The organism is Anoxybacillus sp. UARK-01 (genome assembly GCF_002075365.1).
Lineage (GTDB): Bacteria > Bacillota > Bacilli > Bacillales > Anoxybacillaceae > Anoxybacteroides > Anoxybacteroides rupiense.
Genome location: NZ_NASY01000045.1, coordinates 1 through 18,447, shown reverse-complemented (window position 1 = coordinate 18,447; position 18,447 = coordinate 1). Strand labels below are relative to the sequence as shown.

General features: G+C 44.2%; 16 protein-coding genes. 6 read left to right on the top strand and 10 right to left on the bottom strand.

Annotated elements, in window-relative coordinates:
* Positions 1-46 precede the first annotated feature (46 nt).
* Positions 47-1,021 (bottom strand): phosphate acetyltransferase, encoded by a 975-nt coding sequence (gene pta / locus B6A27_RS11415; protein WP_080862190.1) that lies wholly within the window; start codon positions 1,019-1,021, stop codon positions 47-49.
* A 209-nt stretch (positions 1,022-1,230) separates the two neighbouring features.
* Between pta and hemQ the strand changes: the two genes are divergently transcribed.
* The 3 genes from hemQ to gerQ all read left to right on the top strand — a co-directional run bounded on the left by hemQ (position 1,231) and on the right by gerQ (position 3,167).
* On the top strand, positions 1,231-1,977 hold the full coding sequence (gene hemQ / locus B6A27_RS11410) for a hydrogen peroxide-dependent heme synthase (RefSeq protein ID WP_044741497.1): 747 nt from the start codon (positions 1,231-1,233) through the stop codon (positions 1,975-1,977).
* Positions 1,978-2,214: 237 nt separating this feature from the next.
* Complete coding sequence (locus B6A27_RS11405; protein ID WP_044741496.1) at positions 2,215-2,637, top strand: cell wall hydrolase; 423 nt, start codon at positions 2,215-2,217, stop codon at positions 2,635-2,637.
* A 26-nt stretch (positions 2,638-2,663) separates the two neighbouring features.
* Positions 2,664-3,167, top strand: coding sequence for a spore coat protein GerQ (gene gerQ / locus B6A27_RS11400; protein ID WP_066150698.1), 504 nt, complete (start codon positions 2,664-2,666; stop codon positions 3,165-3,167).
* A 135-nt stretch (positions 3,168-3,302) separates the two neighbouring features.
* Here the strand turns inward: gerQ and B6A27_RS11395 are convergent, their stop codons facing one another.
* Both B6A27_RS11395 and B6A27_RS11390 read right to left on the bottom strand, forming a co-directional pair.
* Positions 3,303-3,671 (bottom strand): DUF423 domain-containing protein, encoded by a 369-nt coding sequence (locus tag B6A27_RS11395; RefSeq protein ID WP_066150701.1) that lies wholly within the window; start codon positions 3,669-3,671, stop codon positions 3,303-3,305.
* Between the two features lie 116 nt (positions 3,672-3,787).
* Positions 3,788-4,039 (bottom strand): YwdI family protein, encoded by a 252-nt coding sequence (locus B6A27_RS11390; RefSeq protein WP_201722560.1) that lies wholly within the window; start codon positions 4,037-4,039, stop codon positions 3,788-3,790.
* Between the two features lie 96 nt (positions 4,040-4,135).
* On the opposite strand from B6A27_RS11390, the gene B6A27_RS11385 reads away from it, so the two are divergent.
* Entirely contained in the window at positions 4,136-5,752 is a 1,617-nt protein-coding gene (locus B6A27_RS11385) for a glycoside hydrolase family 13 protein (protein WP_080862189.1), read from the top strand.
* Positions 5,753-5,877: 125 nt separating this feature from the next.
* Here the strand turns inward: B6A27_RS11385 and B6A27_RS11380 are convergent, their stop codons facing one another.
* From B6A27_RS11380 to B6A27_RS11355, 6 genes are all read right to left on the bottom strand, one after another.
* Positions 5,878-6,555 carry a uracil-DNA glycosylase gene (locus B6A27_RS11380; protein ID WP_066150707.1) on the bottom strand — a complete coding sequence of 226 codons (678 nt, stop codon included), beginning with the start codon at positions 6,553-6,555 and terminating at the stop codon, positions 5,878-5,880.
* 255 nt (positions 6,556-6,810) lie between these two features.
* Positions 6,811-8,193, bottom strand: a complete 1,383-nt coding sequence (locus tag B6A27_RS11375) for a glycine--tRNA ligase (RefSeq protein ID WP_044745198.1) — start codon at positions 8,191-8,193, stop codon at positions 6,811-6,813.
* 296 nt (positions 8,194-8,489) lie between these two features.
* Positions 8,490-9,305: a glycosyltransferase family 2 protein gene (locus tag B6A27_RS11370; RefSeq protein ID WP_080862188.1), complete on the bottom strand. Its 816-nt coding sequence runs from the start codon at positions 9,303-9,305 to the stop codon at positions 8,490-8,492.
* Positions 9,306-9,321: 16 nt separating this feature from the next.
* Positions 9,322-10,239 (bottom strand): DMT family transporter, encoded by a 918-nt coding sequence (locus tag B6A27_RS11365; RefSeq protein WP_080862187.1) that lies wholly within the window; start codon positions 10,237-10,239, stop codon positions 9,322-9,324.
* A gap of 77 nt (positions 10,240-10,316) precedes the next feature.
* On the bottom strand, positions 10,317-11,513 hold the full coding sequence (locus B6A27_RS11360; protein WP_080862186.1) for an MFS transporter: 1,197 nt from the start codon (positions 11,511-11,513) through the stop codon (positions 10,317-10,319).
* A gap of 89 nt (positions 11,514-11,602) precedes the next feature.
* Positions 11,603-13,234: a M20/M25/M40 family metallo-hydrolase gene (locus tag B6A27_RS11355; protein WP_080862185.1), complete on the bottom strand. Its 1,632-nt coding sequence runs from the start codon at positions 13,232-13,234 to the stop codon at positions 11,603-11,605.
* Between the two features lie 593 nt (positions 13,235-13,827).
* On the opposite strand from B6A27_RS11355, the gene B6A27_RS11350 reads away from it, so the two are divergent.
* Positions 13,828-15,066, top strand: a complete 1,239-nt coding sequence (locus B6A27_RS11350; protein ID WP_044745193.1) for a PucR family transcriptional regulator — start codon at positions 13,828-13,830, stop codon at positions 15,064-15,066.
* 112 nt (positions 15,067-15,178) lie between these two features.
* Positions 15,179-16,315 (top strand): alanine dehydrogenase, encoded by a 1,137-nt coding sequence (gene ald / locus B6A27_RS11345; protein ID WP_080862184.1) that lies wholly within the window; start codon positions 15,179-15,181, stop codon positions 16,313-16,315.
* 487 nt (positions 16,316-16,802) lie between these two features.
* On the opposite strand, the gene putP is transcribed toward ald, so the two are convergent.
* A complete protein-coding gene (gene putP, locus B6A27_RS11335) occupies positions 16,803-18,257 on the bottom strand; it encodes a sodium/proline symporter PutP (RefSeq protein ID WP_080862182.1) in 1,455 nt (484 codons plus the stop codon).
* Positions 18,258-18,447: the final 190 nt, after the last annotated feature.

Below are 18,447 nucleotides of genomic sequence, written 5' to 3'. Positions count from 1 at the left end.
ATATCATAAAAAAGAGGTTTGACGACGCCGTCAAACCTCTCTGCTCTTATTGAAGCGCTTGAGCAGCGGTAATCAGAGCAAGCTTATACACATCTTCCGCGTTGCAGCCGCGCGATAAATCATTCACAGGCTTATTCAAGCCCTGTAAAATGGGACCAACTGCTTCAAAATGGCCCAGGCGCTGAGCAATTTTATAACCGATATTTCCTGCTTCTAAGCTTGGGAAAATAAAGACATTAGCATCGCCTTGAATCACGGAATCAGGCGCTTTCTTTTTCGCGACAGACGGCACAAACGCCGCATCAAATTGAAACTCGCCATCAATAGTCAGCTGCGGCGCCATTTCCTTAGCAAGACGAACAGCCTCCACCACTTTTTCTGTTTCTGGTGATTTAGCCGATCCTTTTGTTGAAAAGCTTAGCATCGCAATACGCGGTTCAATATCAAACATGCGCGCCGTATGAGCGCTCTCAACCGCAATTTCCGCTAGATCCTGGCTGTCTGGAGCAATATTAATGGCACAATCCGCAAATACATACTTTTCCTCATCGCGCACCATAATAAACACGCCTGATGTTTTACGAATGCCTGGTTTTGTTTTAATAATTTGCAAGGCTGGTCTCACTGTATCAGCCGTCGAGTGCGCCGCACCACTAACTAAGCCGTGCGCCTGATTAGTATATACAAGCATCGTTCCAAAGTAATTTTCATCTAACAAAATACGGCGAGCATCTTCTTCAGACACTTTGCCTTTTCGGCGCTCAACAAATGCTTGAACAAGCTCATCCATTTTTTCATATGTTTCCGGGTCTATTATCTCTATATGTGCAAGCTCAACTCCGATTTCAGCTGCTTGATTTTGAATGGCCGCCTTGTTACCGATTAATATGGGACGCAGCACCTGTTCACGTGCTAAGCGGCTGACAGCGGTCAAAATCCGCTCATCTGTTCCTTCTGGAAATACAATCGATATATTTTTTCCTGTTACTTTTTGTTTTAAAATAGAAAATAAATCACTCACACATAATCCTCCTCAATTCAATAAACTTCCTTATCTATTAGCATACTCTTATTGTATGGAAAAGCAACCAAGGTAACCCCTTACAAACAATAGTCTTTTTATTAAAATAATTCAGGCATGGACAAGACCATTTGTTTTTCGAGCGTTTCCGGGACAAACTATGGTATAGTAGTAACAAAAGATCATTTATACATAAGGAGTGGAAAATGATGAGTGAAGCAGCACAAACGCTTGAGGGCTGGTATTGTCTCCATGATTTCCGTTCAGTGGATTGGTCCGCTTGGAAAACGCTCACAGATGATGAGCGGCAGGAAGCCATCCATGAATTTTTATCATTAGCAGAAAAATGGCAGCAAACAGAAAACAATAACGAAGGCAGCCATGCCATTTATACAGTAGTCGGCCAAAAAGCCGATATCATGTTCATGATTTTGCGTCCGACAATGGAAGAGCTAAATGAAATTGAAACAGCATTCAACAAAACAAAGCTAGCAGAATATCTTGTACCGGCTTATTCGTATGTATCCGTCGTTGAACTAAGCAATTATTTGCCTTCTAATGGAGGGGATCCTTACGAAAATCCAGAGGTTCGCCGCCGTTTGTTCCCAATTTTGCCAAAGACCAAACATATTTGCTTCTATCCAATGGACAAGCGCCGCCAAGGAAACGACAACTGGTATATGCTTCCGATGGAAGAGCGCCGCAACCTGATGCGAGCACACGGAATGACAGGGCGCAAGTATGCCGGCAAGGTCGTGCAAATCATTACAGGCTCTGTCGGATTTGATGATTACGAGTGGGGCGTTACCTTGTTCTCAGATGATGCATTGCAATTTAAAAAGCTAGTCTATGAAATGCGCTTTGATGAGGTCAGCGCTCGCTATGGAGATTTCGGCTCCTTCTTTGTTGGAAATCAACTTCCGCAAGATAAAATCTCCTCCTTTTTTCATGTATAGTACAAACTAAGGCCCATCATGGACTTGCCTTTGTCGCGCCACAGGGCGTGGCATGCCAAGTTCCGGCTTGATGCATTCGGGATGTCAAAATAAACAGACATCCCGAATTTTTTTGTCATATCATCTCCTCCTTGCCCATAACTATAAAAATAAAAATGTCTCCTTTCATTGTCACCATTTTCTCCTTTTACAATAGCCTATTATTGTCGAGAACAAAGACAGAATGAGGTGACAATATTGGCTGTTGTAGCTACCAATACAGAGGATGTTAAACTGCTGGCAAGACTGATGCGGGCAGAAGCGGAAGGAGAAGGACGGCTCGGAATGTTGATGGTTGGCAACGTCGGTGTCAATCGGGTAATCGCCGATTGTCTTGATTTTCGAGGGTTGCGCACAATCCGGCAAATGGTCTTTCAAAGACCTGGCGGCTTTGAAGCCACACAAAAAGGATACTTTTACCAAGCAGCGAGAGATCTCGATATTCAGCTAGCCCGCCAAGTGATTCGCGGCTGGCGTTATCATCCAGCTACGAATTCACTTTGGTTTTTCAAACCGGAAGGCGACTGCCCACCGCAATGGTTTAATCAGCAAAACGTCGGCCGTTATAAATCACATTGCTTCTTTGCACCAACGCGAAGCAATTGTCCGCGAGTATATTAATCTACTTTTCATAGGAGGGTCTTGAGATGACGTATGAAGAAGATCGTCAACAAAGCCAAGGTTATGCATCATATCCTTATGGATATGCTTATCCGCAAGGCTATTATCCAACCACTTATCCATACTCTCAACAAGCTGTACCATATCAACCGGCTGCCGCGCCAATGGCTGGATTTGGAATGCAGACCCCTTCGTTCGCAGCCCAAACTCCCACAACTGCCAGCCAGCCGGTAGCCGGGATGCTGCCGCTCGAAGAGTCTTATATTGAAAATATTTTACGTTTAAACAAAGGGAAAATGGCTACCGTTTATATGACCTTTGAAAACAATCGGGAATGGAACGCCAAAGTTTTTCGGGGCACGATCGAAGCAGCTGGACGAGATCATTTAATTTTAAGTGATCCGCAAAATGGAAAGCGCTATTTGCTTCCGATGATTTACCTTAATTATGTGACTTTTGATGAAGAGATTGCCTATGAATATCCATACGCAGGCAGTGCCGCTGGATTAAGCTCCTACTCTCCTCGATGATAAGGCAAAAGGGCTGCCAAACGCAGCCCTTTTCAGATTGTTGACAAACGCCTTCATTAAAACCATCATAAGCGGAGAGCCCCTAAAATGGTTGTAGACAAAATCCAAAAGGACTTTGTCTACAACCTGTTTTTTTCAATATTTTACGGCCGCGTAAGCGATCAGCGCCCACGCAATTAAAAAGGCCACGCCCCCAAATGGCGTAATCGCCCCAAGCGGTTTGATTTGTGTTAAACTTAACACATACAAACTTCCCGAAAACAAGACAATACCTGTGAACATAAGCCAGCCCGCTGCTTGAAGCGATCCTGCGTTGGGCCATTTGGCCAATAAAAGCGCGACAACAAAAAGACCAGCAGCATGGAACATCTGATAATGCACAGCCGTTTTCCAGATTTCTAAATAACGTTCGGGAATTTTTCCTTCTAGTCCATGTGCACCAAATGCTCCCAAAGCGACAGCTAAAAATCCATTGATAGCTCCCAGCAAGACAAATAGCTTCATCCTTTTTCTTCCCCTCGTTGATATAAGTTCCACTCTTATCATATCGCATTCACCATCAAAAGAAAAACCCTCCCTCTACATTCCGTTAAGAGGCGGGGATTCCTGGATGAATGATGTTAAAAATCGAGCAAAGATGGCCCATTCGCATCATCCCCGATGTCCATCCGCTCTGTTTTTGTTTCTAATACTAGCGGTTCAAATGAAGAAGCCGCAACATGCGCCGCTTGAAGCTCTCCTTCTAAAATCAGATCGCAAAGAACTCGAAGGGCGGCAATATGTTCGCGAAGCTGCTGTTCATTTTGTATCGACCGAGCTTTTTGAAGCTGTTCCGACATTTTCGTTAAAATCGTTGTTATTGAAACATCCAAAACGTTTTCACTCCCATCTTTCTTCTCATGTTGATTCAATGGTATTCTATATATAAAAACATTTCAAGCTAAGATAGTTTGAGAGGAGTGAAATCTGTGAAAAAAACATGGTGGAAAGAAGCGGTCGTATATCAAGTTTACTGGCGAAGCTTTTACGATTCCGACGGCGATGGTTACGGCGATCTGCAAGGTTTAATGGAAAAGCTGGACTATATTCAGCATCTCGGCGTTAATGTGATTTGGCTTAACCCATGCTACCAATCACCAGATAAAGATAACGGCTACGATATTTCCGACTATTATCAAATCATGGATAAAGCCGGAAACATGAAGACATGGGAAACCTTGCTCCATGAAGTACATAAGCGCGACATGAAGCTCATTATGGATCTTGTCGTTAACCATACATCCGACCAACACCCTTGGTTTTTAGAATCCCGTTCATCCAAAGACAATCCAAAGCGCGACTGGTACATTTGGCGCGACAAGCCAAATAACTGGCGGTCTTATTTCACTCCATCCGCTTGGGCATTTGATGAAACAACAGGACAGTACTATTTTCATTCCTTTGCGATTGAACAGCCAGATTTAAATTGGAAAAACCCTGAAGTGCGTGAAGCCATCTATGAAATGATGCGATTTTGGCTTGATAAAGGCATTGATGGATTTCGCTTAGATGCCATTGCTCTTCTCGCTAAACCGGATGGATTTCCTGATGCCGCCAACCCAAATGATATTCGTTATTTGACCAATCATCTGGGGCTGCACGATTACCTAAAGGAAATGAACGAAAAAGTGTTTCGTCATTACGACATTTTTACCGTTGGCGAAGTCGCCTTTGTCACTCCGGAAGAGGGGTTAAAATATGTAGCAGAAGATCGGCAAGAATTGCATACGCTGTTCCATTTTGAAGTATGCGATGAAATGCCAAGCTGGGATCCGCTCCGCTTTAAACAAATTCAAAAACGCTGGTACGAAGCATTATGGGGAAAAGGCTGGAACTCGCAATTTTTAAACAACCATGATCATACGAGACAGGTGACGCGCTATGGAAATGATCAGGAGTATCGCATGGAATCGGCAAAATTGCTTGCCACCATGCTCCATACACTGCCGGGAATTCCATACATATATCAAGGAGAAGAAATCGGCATGACGGGCGTCCGCTTCCCATCGATTGAAGACTATAACGACATTGCGATGAAAAATAAATATGCGGAAGAAGTCGCGAAAGGACGCGACCCGCAGGAGGTGCTTGAAAGCTTGCAGCCGTTAAGCCGCGACAATTCGCGGACACCTATGCAATGGGAGGACAGCGAACAGGCAGGCTTTACGACAGGGACGCCATGGATCAAAATCAATCCTAACTATAAAACTATTAACGTCAAACAAGCCCTTGCCGATCCAAATTCAGTCTATCATTATTATCGAAAGCTCATTCAACTGCGAAAAGAGCGCCTTGAAATGGTATACGGCACCTTCTGCGACTACACCGAAAACGAGCCGTATATTTATGCTTACACGCGCGAATGGGAAGGACAGCGTCTTCTCGTCGTGCTTAACCATTGTGACCACGCCAACCATTACGAGCTGCCGAAAGCTTTAACCGCTACAAACCGCCAGCTCTTGCTCACCAATTATCAGGACGTGCAAGAGACGGGGAATACCTTGCACATGCGTCCTCATGAGGCGCGGATTTACGAATTAGAATAAAGCGAAAGCACGTCATCCCAAGTTGTAGACAAAGTCCATTTGGATTTTGTCTACAACTGGTGATTTTCCCCTATCAGACTGGCTTGAAAACGGATGATCCTGAGTCTGGCAAATAACGGACAGCTCTATCCCATATTTTCAATTTGCCAATCAATTGGTTCTCTCCCTGTTTTTTTCAAAAAGGCATTGGTTTTGGAAAACGGACGGCTGCCAAAAAAGCCGCGTGCGGCAGAAAATGGACTCGGGTGCGGCGCTTCAATCATATAATGGGCAGGGTTCGTAATCAGCTCTTTTTTCGCTTGGGCATGACGTCCCCACAAAATAAAAACCACCGGTTCTTGTTTGCTGTTCACGAGCTCAATGACACGGTCTGTAAAGATCTCCCATCCCTTACCTTTATGAGAATTCGCTTCTCCACGGCGAACGGTTAATACCGTATTCAATAAAAGAACCCCTTGCTGAGCCCATTTGACTAAATAACCGTTGTTTGGAATATAGCAGCCAAGATCATCCTGCAATTCCTTAAAGATGTTTAATAAAGAAGGCGGCAGCGGAACGCCCGGCTTCACTGAAAAACTGAGTCCATGCGCCTGATTGGGGCCATGATACGGGTCTTGTCCCAAAATGACGACTTTGACTTGCTTATAAGGCGTATAATGAAGGGCATTGAAAATATCGTACATATCCGGATAAATCGTTCTCGTCTGATATTCCGCTTTCAAAAATTCCCGCAGTTTGATATAATACGGCTTTTGAAATTCTTCTTCTAACAAAGGAGCCCAATCATTCTTTAAAATGGCCATCGTCACAACCCTTTCTTCATTCTTTTACCATTAATGTATCACAATCAGACCTCTTGTATAAACTGTTCTATCGTTGTGCGGTATTAAAGTAACCTCACAATGAATCGGGGCTGACCCAAAAGTCCGATTTTGGCGGACTTTTGGGTCAGCCCCATGAATGTTCAACCGCATCTTACCGCAAATGTCCCGACGATGAACCTCCCCCCACCTCCACTCCGTTTAGAGGTGGGAGACTTCTCGGTGCGGTGGATTATATTAAAATTGAATTTTTTCTTCAAGAAAGCTTTTTAACTCGGTAATCGGCACTCTCGTTTGCTCCATCGTATCGCGATCGCGCACGGTTACCATGCCGTCCTGCTCTGAATCAAAATCATACGTAATGCAGAATGGCGTGCCAATCTCATCTTGGCGGCGATAACGTTTACCGATTGATCCAGACTCATCGTAATCGACCATAAAATATTTGGATAAATCAGCGAAAACTTGGCGCGCCCCCTCAGAAAGCTTTTTCGATAGCGGAAACACCGCCGCCTTATACGGCGCCAATGCTGGATGTAGGCGCATGACGGTGCGCGTCGTTCCGTCTTCAAGTGCTTCTTCGTCATACGCGTCAATCAGAAAAGCAAGTGTGACGCGGTCCGCCCCAAGCGACGGTTCAATGCAGTATGGAATATAGCGTTCATTCGTATCCTGATCGATGTAATGAAAATCCTCGCCAGAATGCTCCATATGCTGCTTCAAGTCATAATCCGTACGAGAAGCAACCCCCCAGAGCTCTCCCCAGCCAAACGGGAATTTATATTCGATATCCGTAGTCGCATTGCTGTAGTGCGACAATTCTTCTTCCGAATGGTCGCGAAGACGGATATTCTCGGCTTTCATTCCCAATGATAACAGCCATTGCTCGCAAAACTGCTTCCAGTAATCAAACCACTTCAATTCCTCGCCCGGTTTGCAGAAGAACTCCAGCTCCATTTGTTCAAATTCGCGCGTGCGGAATGTAAAGTTCCCTGGTGTAATTTCATTGCGGAAGCTTTTCCCAATTTGCGCAATACCAAATGGAAGCTTTTTGCGCATCGTGCGTTGCACATTTTTAAAGTTGACAAAGATTCCTTGCGCGGTTTCTGGTCGAAGATAAATTTCATTGGCGCTTGATTCGGTCACGCCTTGGAACGTTTTAAACATTAAGTTAAATTGACGAATGCCGGTAAAATCTTGACTGCCGCAATCCGGACAAACGATATGATGCTCGTTAATCAGTTCTTCCATTTTGGAAAATGGCAGCCCGTCAACGATCATTTCGATTCCTTTTGCTTCTAAAGCTGTTTCAATGAGCTTATCAGCCCGATGGCGCGCTTTACATTGTTTACAGTCGATCATTGGATCATTGAAATTGCCTAAATGGCCTGATGCTTCCCATGTTTTTGGATTCATTAAAATAGCGGCATCTAAGCCGACATTATAAGGGGATTCTTGAACAAACTTTTTCCACCATGCCCGCTTAATATTATTTTTGAGCTCTGTACCAAGCGGACCGTAATCCCATGTGTTGGCTAGTCCGCCATAAATTTCTGATCCTGGAAAGACAAATCCGCGATGCTTCGCATGAGCAACGATTTGATCCATTGTCACTGACATCTTTTTTCCTCCTTTATTTTTTCAAACAAAAACGCCCTCGCCACTAGGCCTTGCGCCTAGGGACGAGAGCGTGACTCCCGCGGTTCCACCCTAGTTGATGCGTATGCCGCATCCACTTTGTACCAAAGCAACTCCGGATTGCCGCTTCATTGACCATCTTCACCGGGCTTCCACCGCCCCCGGCTCGCTATGGAAGAGAGGGACAACTACTATTGATCCATCATCGTTACAATATCATATTTTGCTATTTATCATAACAAAAATAAAAAATGTTCGTCAATGCCAGGAGTTATTTTTTATATTTTTCTTCTTAAGCGCGACACGATCGGCGCTCCATCCCAAATAACCTCACTGTTTGCTTTTCGCTTTGCCACCTCCGGCTCTTGAAGCAAAAGCCAAAAATTCTTCGTTGGCAGCTTCCCAAGGCGATGCTTTGCGCTAAGCCGGTCTAAATACATTTGCCGTTTGTTGTCCATCTGTCGCGATAAATGATCCCCTTCGTCTGAAAAAGCGTACAAGATGCTGGCCGCCGCAACGCGCTTCACGCGAAATACCTCAGACACACGCAAAAAGAAATCCCAATCCCAGTAATTATGTACAAAAGGATCAAAGTAGCCGATCGACTCATGGATCTCCTTTCGATATAAGCTGCCGGATGGCACATAGGTGGAGAATTTCCGCATGGCTTCTTGATCATATTCATAAGCGAACAAAAAACGACGGAGCGGTATGCGCTGTCCCCGATCCATTCGATAGTGAAAGATTTCCACATCGGAATATACAAAATCCGCATCAACCATCGCTTCCACCATCCGCTCAAGATGGCAAGGCAGCAATAAATCATCATCGTCGCAGAGCATGATCCACTCGCCTCGCGCCTTTTTTACTCCGATATTTCGCGCTTCCACATGACCGACATTCGCCTGACAATGAATCAAACGAATGCGCATCTCTGGGTACAATGCGATAATATGATCAACACGTTCACCGCCATCATTGACAATGATCACTTCAAAATGGCGGTATATTTGCCTGCTTAATGACTCCAACAGCTCGGCGAGCGGATACGGTCGATTATAAGTAGGAACAACAATCGAAACAAATGGTTTCATCGTCGCGTCACTGCCTTCACCCCATTATTTTTCTACGCAGGGACTGCCGCGTCCCTTGCTCTAATGCTCCAGATGCAAACAAAACACCGATAACGACCAACAAAAAGCCGAGCCATTGCACCATCTGGATCGTCTCACCTAAAAAAAGCGACGAAGCGACTAACGAAAAAAATGGCGACAGGTTAATAAAAATAGCGGCTTCCGCGGCTCCAAGCTGCTGAATCGCCCGATTATAAATCATTTGTCCCAACCCGCTAGCCACCATCGCAGAAGCCAAAAATACAAGCCATGCAGAGCCTCGGCCCTCCAACAATTTGGACAGACCGTCTTTTTCAGTAACGAGGCCGATGATAAACAAAATAACAGAGCCTATCAACAGCATCCAAGCCGTTAATGCTCTTACATCCATGGTCTCCGCCAGCTTTTTACTAAAAATAAAGCTGAGTGCTTGGGCGAGTACGGCACAAAAAATAGAAACATCGCCAAGGGAAACGGAACCGAGCTTTGCAGAGCTATGTATCACAATAAAGATTACTCCTGTAAAACCAAGAACGATCCCGACAAATTTGCTTACTCCCAGCCGCTCTCGCAAAATCACGATGGCGAGCAATCCGGTGACTAGCGGCGACATTCCTAAAATAATGCCTGCATTAGAAGCGGTTGTTTTCACCAGACCCGCTGATAAAAAATAATGATGGCCTACCACATTGAACAGCCCCACAAGACCAATCCACACCAGCTGCCGCGCCGTAACCGACTGGCTTTGTCGCGTTACCGCCAAAATAGCGAGCACGGTCAACGCGGCAACCAACAGGCGCAAAGCTGTAATGGTAATAGGGGAAAAAGCATTGACTAATATTTTAATTGCAACCACATTGGCTCCCCAGCATATCATCACGAATACAAGCCCAATATATAGCGACCATTTTGTCATCTGATTTTACCTCTTTTGTCAAAATAAAAAGAAGCGATAATACTAAAAGTATCGCTCCTTTTCTTATTTGTCAATTCTTATGCTAGCTCCTGCTGTTTGGTTTCCTTTCCTAATATCCATACGGCCAAAACACCGATAAAAATAGAAATGCAAAAAATCGTAAAAATTGTGGTCACTCCCACTTTTTGCGCGACAAGATAGCCGACTAACAGCGGCCCTAAAATGCCGCCAACCCGACCGAATGAAGCAGCCATCCCTGCTCCCGTTCCGCGAATCGAGGTCGGATACTGCTCTGGAGTATAAGCATACAAAGCACCCCATGCCCCCAAGTTAAAAAATGAAAGTAAAATGCCAAAAAGCATTAAAAAGGCGTGCGATTCCGCGTTGCCAAAAAAGTAGGCGCTGACCGCTGTCCCCATTAAATAAACAATAAGCACAAATTTTCGCCCGAGCCGCTCAATCAGCCAAGCAGCGCTAAAATATCCCGGCAATTGCGCCAGCGTCATAATCAGGACATATTGAAAGCTTTGAATCAAGCTGAATCCTTTGATGACCATCACGCTCGGGAGCCATAAAAACATGCCGTAATAGGAAAATACAACAGCAAACCAAAGCACCCATAACATAATCGTCTCACGGCGGTAAGCAGAAGACCATACCTTGATCACATTCGCAAGAACATTGCTTTCTGCTTTCGGCTTCGTAAATCGCGGAGAATCAGGCAAATTCAACCGTAAATAAAGCGCATAAAGGGCAGGAATCGCTGACAAAAGCAAGGCGAGCTTCCACCCATAGGACGGAATAATGAAATAGGAAATCAATGCTGATAAAAGCCAACCCAACGCCCAAAAGCTCTCCAGCAAGACAACCACTTTCCCGCGCTCACTTGCCGCAACACTTTCAGACACTAATGTCGAGGCGACTGGCAGCTCTCCGCCAAGGCCCATCCCCACAATAAAGCGCAGCACTAGAAACGCTGCTAAAGTCGTCGTTAAAGCAGACAATCCACTTCCTAACGAAAATAATAAAAGCGTCAAAATAAAGACCTGCTTTCTTCCAATCTTGTCTGCTAAAAGTCCAAACACAAGCGCTCCTACTGCCATGCCAATCGAGTTCATGCTGCCAATCCAACCCATTTGCTGAGCCGTTAACCCCCATTCTTTTTGCAGCGCCGCAATAATAAATGACAGCATGCCCACATCCATGGCATCGAACATCCAGCCTAAGCCGGCAATTCCTAAAAGTTTTCGCTGTGAAATTGCATATTGACTCATGACAAGCCTCCTTTATTGACAGGTGTCAATCTATACCATTCATTATATTGATATATTCCCCGTTATTCAAACAAAAAAACAAAGGAGGCTTACTCCTTTGTTCGGAATGAAAAAGCTTGTTCGATCACATATGTTAACCAATTCCTAAGTGTTTCAAAAGCAAATGGCACATTCAAACGCTCTGTCCACTGATGGGCATCACGGCCAATCGGGCCAACGTTTAGCACAGGCGCAGAAAACTCCGCCAGCGCCTGAATAGGAAGATCATATCCTTGGCCCCATAGCGGCATATTGGCGGTGAGCGTTCTTAAAGCAGAGAGCGGTTGATGCAATCCAACATAGCTTAAATCGGAAATGCCGCCAAAATAATGTTGCTGTACAAGGGAGATATCATCTTTTTCCTTGGCGTACGCCCGCAACTGATCAACGAGATAAAGAACAAGCGGATCATCGCTGGAATTCACAGCTGGATAGTAAGGCGGCGCATAAAATAATACGATCATCGGTCCTAAATCTTTGCAAAGAATGGCTAGCTGATCAACGAGCTCAATCGTCCGTTGCCGCTCATCTTTTCCGTCTCCATCCGCCAACACGCTTTGTTCAAGCTTCTCCACTTTTTCCGTTCCAAACATCTCGACCGCCCTTTGTCGCAGTTCAGCAAACGTCCACACATGAATGGATAGCGATCTCGGCGCAGATTGCTCCATTTGCGCAAAACGGAGAGCTTGCTCACGATATCGCTGTTCAATCTTTTCCGCTGCCCGCTTTGTTAATTGCCGTAACGATTCTGTAATGTCATCCATTGATTTTTGCTGCAAAAATAGATTAAATAGCGCTACAGCACGATGCGGAATTTGTACAGAATAATCCTCTTTTAAATCGGTCTGGAACAAACTTGTCGGCGGCGGGCTCACTTCTTGACCAAACAGCTCACAAAAATCAACATTCAACTCTAGTTCATTCACAATTTGCGAAACCATCCCGTTCGCATTTAATCCCGCTAATGGCTCACCAACATGCGTTTCCTTCCCATAGCAATAAAACCCTGGCAGCACTTTGCCGATGGAACCTGTATAAATATAATTCGTTTGATCGCCTGGATAACGCGTAAACATCGGTTCTGAATTAAGAACAAGCCGATAATTCAGGCGATGTTTTTTCGCCATCTCAACCAGCGCCGGCACAGCCGCCCGCATGCCCACTGAATTCACTTCTTCATCCGGCACGGTTAGAAGCAATACATTTCCACGGAAATAGCCGTGGCATGCCTGCTCGATAAGCGACATATGTAAAGCCAGCCCGCATTTCATATCCATGACCCCGCGGCCAAACAGCCACTCCCCTTGTGCTAAGTCTGCTTGAACAGCTGCCGGCAGCTTCTCCTTATGATGATAAAAATACTGGGTCAGCGTCTCCGGAGAAAATGCCCACTCCTTCCAAATTCCATAATCTTGTACATCGACCACATCAAAGTGGCTGACAAGAACAATCGTATCTTCTACCTGCTCCTCTTGTTTAACAAGCGCTGTGATAAAATAGCGGCCGTCTCCTGTCGGATGCAGTTGCACAAGAGATGGGTTCGCTTGAAAATACTCAAGTGTACAAAGCTGTTGCGCAATATAATGCGCCAGCTCGACCTCCGCTTTTGAATGACTTACACTTGCATGCTGCACTAACTGACAGAGCAGCTGCTTTAACTGTTGCTTTGTCTGCCATTTCATCCTCTTCCCCCGCTTTTCTGTGTCATCCTTTCGTGCTGATGGATAGTGGTTTTGAAAAAGTACGCTTGTGCTTATGATATAAAGAAAGCATAGAATGCTTCGATCTTTATTCATCCATCCACACGTTTCCTTATCGCTACTATTTTAACAAATATCGAGGATAAACAAACGATATAAATACAACTTAAACCATGAACCTCTCCCACCCCACTCCGTTAAGAGCGGGAAACTTTTTGGGGGATTGTTAAACAAATGTTATCTATAGACCACAGCCAAACAACGCCGTTTTCAGACTTATTCATCGTTCTGTGAAACAGCGCTGTTCGATCGCCCAATCTTAGGAAAATATCCCCTTTATCGCTTGTTTACAAAACAGCGACAAATCATTGCTTATTTTCCTTTCTGTTTTGCTACAATAAAAATACATCCTAATTTGCCAGCCATGACTTGTACGATCAACATGGCTTTTCTGTTTGATTCTAGATCAACCATACCGATGTTTAACGATAGACAAAAAATAATCCGTACCATGCTTTACTGGCAGATCAGTCTTATGAGCTGAAACTATTATTTCGTTTGGAAGCGGGGATGACATGATACATAAAGAAGATCCATTTAAAGCGAATTTCGACAGTCTTGAAGAGTTTGCCGATCGCATTAGTGATTTGTTGCAATGCCCGATTACGATTGAAGATGCGAACCATCGGCTCATCGCCTACAGCGCCCATGATGACTATACAGATCCGGCGCGGACCGCCACCATTATTAGCCGCCGTGTTCCAGAGAAAGTCATTAATAGCCTCTGGAAAACAGGAGTCATTCCTGCGTTGTTAAGTAGCGAAGAGCCTTTGCGCGTCGAAACGATCTCTGATGTGGGTCTCGGGAATCGAGTGGCCGTATCCATTTGGAAAAATAACGAGGTGATTGGATTTATTTGGGCGCTAGAAACAGGGAGAACCCTTTCCAAGGATGATATGGAATTGCTGAAAAAAGCAGCGAAGGCGGCTAAAAATAAAGTATTGCAGCTGTACATGCGCAAAAATAAACGAGAAGAACGGGTGCAAGAATTTTTTTGGAAATTGCTTACTGGCCATATTAAAACAAATGAAGAAATTCATGAAAATTTTAGCGCGATGCAAATTCCGGCCGCCCCACGTTTTTCCGTTCTTGTCTTCCGCTTTGCCAACGGCATTACAAGCGATTTAGAAAAACAAATTTCTTACATTTTACAAACCACTCAACAAGTTCAAGTTCTACTGTATACCGTTGAACGAAACGATTTCATTTTATTGGCGGCTCCAAAATCAGCCGATCAGCCATTGTATGAATTGAATCAATTTATCTCCTCATTTGCGACAAAAATGAAGGAACGCTTCCATATTAACAGCATTCAAAGCAGCTTTGGCGGCATTTATGAAACGTTTGAATGCATTGAAAAAAGCTACAAGGAAGCACTGACCGTTTTATCAATGAAAGAAAAGTTTCCTGAGCAAACTTCTTCCATTTATGGATATCAACAATTAGGTATTTATCAATTTTTTGATTTATTGTTAGAAAAAAAACAGCAAGGAGAATTTGCAAATTCAGCGCTGACAAAACTGCAGGCCTACGATGAGAAGCATCATACCAACCTCATCGAAACGTATGAAGCCTTTTTCGATCACGACAGCAATGTCAATGAAACCGCAAAGGCGTTAAATATCCATCCCAACACTCTTTCATATCGGCTCAAGCGCATCGCCGAAATTGGTGAAATCGATTTGCACAATATGAACCAAAAAGTCAAATTATATATCGATATTAAATTGGCCAAATATGAAGCATTGCATTAATTTTGTGGAAATCCACAAAATAATGCTGCTTCTTTTTCTTTTCTAAACAAAGAAAAAATCATGGAAACTGTGTATACTGCAAGTAAGGACAATATGAGGGAGGAACTCATCCATGATTATTGGTGTACCAAAGGAAATTAAAAATAACGAAAATCGTGTGGCAATCACTCCGGCTGGAGTTATGTCATTCGTTCAAGCTGGTCATACAGTGATTATTGAAAAAGACGCAGGGATTGGAAGCGGTTTCACAAACGAAGACTATGCAAGCGCTGGTGCGCAAATCATTGATAGCGCGAAAGACGTTTGGGCGCAAGCTGATATGGTTATGAAAGTGAAAGAGCCGCTTGCAAGTGAATACGACTATTTCCGCCCAGGATTAATTTTATTCACATACTTGCACCTTGCGGCAGAGCCTGAATTAGCGCGGGCGTTAAAAGAAAAGGGCGTGATCGCCATCGCTTATGAGACTGTACAAGTTGGCCGCACGCTTCCGCTTTTAACACCAATGAGTGAAGTCGCTGGACGCATGTCCGCACAAATCGGCGCACAATTTTTAGAAAAGCCAAAAGGCGGAAAAGGCATTCTTCTTGGCGGTGTCCCAGGCGTCAGCCGCGGCAGAGTCACGATTATCGGCGGCGGTGTCGTCGGAACAAACGCAGCGAAAGTGGCGATCGGCCTAGGTGCAGATGTTACGATCATCGACTTGAGCGCTGACCGTCTTCGCGAACTTGACGACATTTTTGGCAACCAAATTACAACGCTTATGTCAAATTCGATGAACATTGCCCAAGCTGTCGCACAATCGGATCTTGTGATTGGCGCCGTCCTCATTCCAGGTGCCAAAGCGCCTAAGCTTGTAACAGAAGAAATGGTGAAAAACATGAAGCCTGGTTCTGTCATTGTCGATGTTGCGATCGACCAAGGCGGCATTGTGGAAACAAGCGACCATGTCACAACACACGACAACCCAACATATGAAAAACACGGGGTTGTTCACTATGCGGTTGCCAACATGCCTGGCGCTGTACCAAGAACATCCACCATTGCTTTGACAAACGTAACCATTCCATATGCGCTACAAATCGCAAATAAAGGTGTACGTCAAGCCATTGCCGACAATGCCGCATTAAAACTTGGCGTCAATGTCGCAAATGGCGAAATCACATATGAAGCCGTTGCCCGTGACCTTGGCTACGAATACGTATCGGTTGAAGAAGCGCTCGAAAAACAATTTGCCGTTCAAGCATAATGCAAAACCGGGTACCGTCGATCATGGCGGTACCCGGTTTTTTATTTTTGATGAAAGAAAAGCCTCTGTTTGGAGGCTAACGAATCCTTCTTTACATTATCGCTTTAAAAGCATCCAACTGTCTTCATATAAACAGATGGCCAAAAATCCGGAAACACAGAACCCGTTCGATCTCCTCTAAGGAATCATGGATTCTTCTGCTCTTGCCATCTAAAATATTTAGTTCCAATAAGAATGCTGCCTACATAGAGAACCGCTAGAAAAATAAAATCGAACAACAAGTCTGATACAAACAGCTTTCCTGTCCATCCTCCTTGCATGAGATCAACGACCGATGCCAACGGAACGAAATTAAAAATCTTTTGCATCACCTGCGGCCGTGGCTCGACGATGGGGACATCGTGCAACTTGAGTCTCGAAACTCTATCCGAGTCAGCCCTTATCCAAAAAGCAAAACAGCCTTTCCCATTCAGGAAAGGCTGTTTCCTTATAACGCTTTTTTAAATTGGTCAAATTGATCAAGAACTTTATCAGATGGCTGTTTCGTCAACAGGCTGACGACAATAATCGCGAGCAAGCTTGCCGCAAAGCCAGGAACCATTTCATATAGCAAGTTTTTCAAATAATCCGACTGCGTCCAAAGGATGACCGTTGCAGCTCCTGCAACCATTCCGGCTAATGCTCCCCACTTGGTCATCCGCTTCCAACATAAGCTTAGCAAAATAACAGGTCCAAAAGAAGAACCGAATCCAGCCCACGCATAACCGACAAGGCGTAAAATGGTATCGTTTTGCTTGAAAGCGAGCGCAGCAGCGACCAATGACACGAACAAAACAGCCAATCGGCCAATAAGAACAAGCTCTTTATCAGAAGCTGAGCGACGGAACCATACTTTATATAAATCCTCCGTTAATGAACTTGAGGTAACGAGCAATTGCGATGAAATCGTGCTCATAATCGCCGCTAAAATCGCAGCGAGCAAAAATCCAGTCATTAACGGATGGAATAAAATTTCGCCAAGCTTAATAAATACCGTTTCTGGATCCGCTAGCTTTGCTCCTGATTCAAAATAGTAAGCGATTCCAAATAACCCTGTCAACATAGCCCCAACGACAGAAAAAATCATCCAGCCCATTCCAATGCGGCGAGCGTTTTTCATTTCCTTAATAGAAGAAATCGCCATAAATCGAACGATAATATGTGGTTGTCCGAAATATCCAAGTCCCCAAGCAAACAAAGAAATCACGCCAAGCAAAGTGGTCCCTTTGAATAAATTTAACAAATCCGGATTAATGTCACGGATCGTGTTCATCGTATCGCCTACGCCCCCTGTATGAAAAAGGGTGACAACAGGCACAAGAATTAAAGCAATAAACATAATCAAGCCTTGAACAAAGTCTGTCCAGCTAACGGCTAAAAATCCGCCAAACAGCGTATAAGCCACAACGACTCCCGCAACAATCCATAGTCCTGTATGATAGCTTGTGCCAAAAGAGTTTTGGAACAAGACCGCTCCGGATACTAATCCAGAAGATACGTAAAATGTGAAAAAAATCATAATGACAAGACCGGAAATTAAACGCAATAGCTTCGATGTGTCCCCAAAGCGGTTTTCCAAAAATTCTGGAATGGTAATCGAATCATTAGCGACTTCTGTATAAACGCGCAAGCGCGGTGCCACGTACAACCAGTTGGCATAAGCTCCAAGCGTTAAACCAATGACAATCCAAGAAGCGCTTAAGCCTTGTACATACATCGCTCCAGGCAATCCCATTAAAAGCCATCCGCTCATATCAGAAGCCCCAGCACTGAGCGCTGTAACCGCAGGACCTAATGTACGTCCGCCAAGCATATAATCAGAGAGATTTGATGTTCTCTTATATGCCCAATATCCAATCAGTAACATCCCGATCATATAAATCGTGACCGAAAGTAATACCATGGTGTTCTCCCCTTCCTTTGTTGTCTCTAGTCAATAACATCATAAACGAAAGAATATTATTTATGCAATAGTAATCATATTTTTCCATCTGTAGTATAACAACAATAAAGCCGCTAAAAATCAATGTTTTTAGGCATTTTCAACATATATTTAAAAAATATTCAGATAAATAAAAAATAATAAATAATTC